The organism is Nostoc sp. MG11, from assembly GCF_014904695.1.
Taxonomy (GTDB): domain Bacteria; phylum Cyanobacteriota; class Cyanobacteriia; order Cyanobacteriales; family Nostocaceae; genus Komarekiella.
Genome location: NZ_JACXXN010000223.1, coordinates 1 through 582, shown reverse-complemented (window position 1 = coordinate 582; position 582 = coordinate 1). Strand labels below are relative to the sequence as shown.

The 582-nt window shown below is 39.0% G+C and carries 1 protein-coding gene; it reads right to left on the bottom strand.

Annotation, left to right across the window (positions count from 1 at the left end; translation table 11 throughout):
• Positions 1 to 582: condensation domain-containing protein (locus tag HCR01_RS38200; RefSeq protein ID WP_226890104.1), on the bottom strand; the 582-nt coding region annotated here is incomplete at both ends.

Sequence of the window (582 nt, the reverse complement as noted above, 5' to 3'; positions counted from 1 at the left end):
TGTGCAAGCGGGAAATCACTCGGTGTATATCCTCTATTGTCTTCTAATTGACAATGTTCTATTATCGACCTGATTGCCTGAATATAACTCTGTGCCAAATTCTCGACTGTGGCTTGAGCATGAACATTACTACTGTAAGCCCAATTAATTTGTAATTCGCCTTCTATCACCAGAGCATTAATATCTAATAGATGCTCGCGAGTCAGTTTTGAACTTTGATTGGCTCCTGTGGATTCAGATGCAAATTTCCAACCCGTTTGTAATTGTACTTGGTCAAATTGTCCGAGGTAGTTAAAACTGATTTCTGGAGTGGTGAGTGTTTGTAGTTTGTCAGTAACAGCAGTATCTTTACACAAGTAACGCAAGATACCATGACCAATACCACGATTGGGAATGGCTCGTAATTGTTCTTTTATTGACTTAATAACGGATGTGAGTTGGTAATCAGTCGGTAGTTGTAATAAGACGGGGAATAAACTGGTAAACCAACCTACTGTCCTTGATAAGTCCACATCTGAAAATAGTTCTTCTCTACCATGTCCCTCTAAATCAATGACTACTGTTGAATTTCCTGTCCATTGT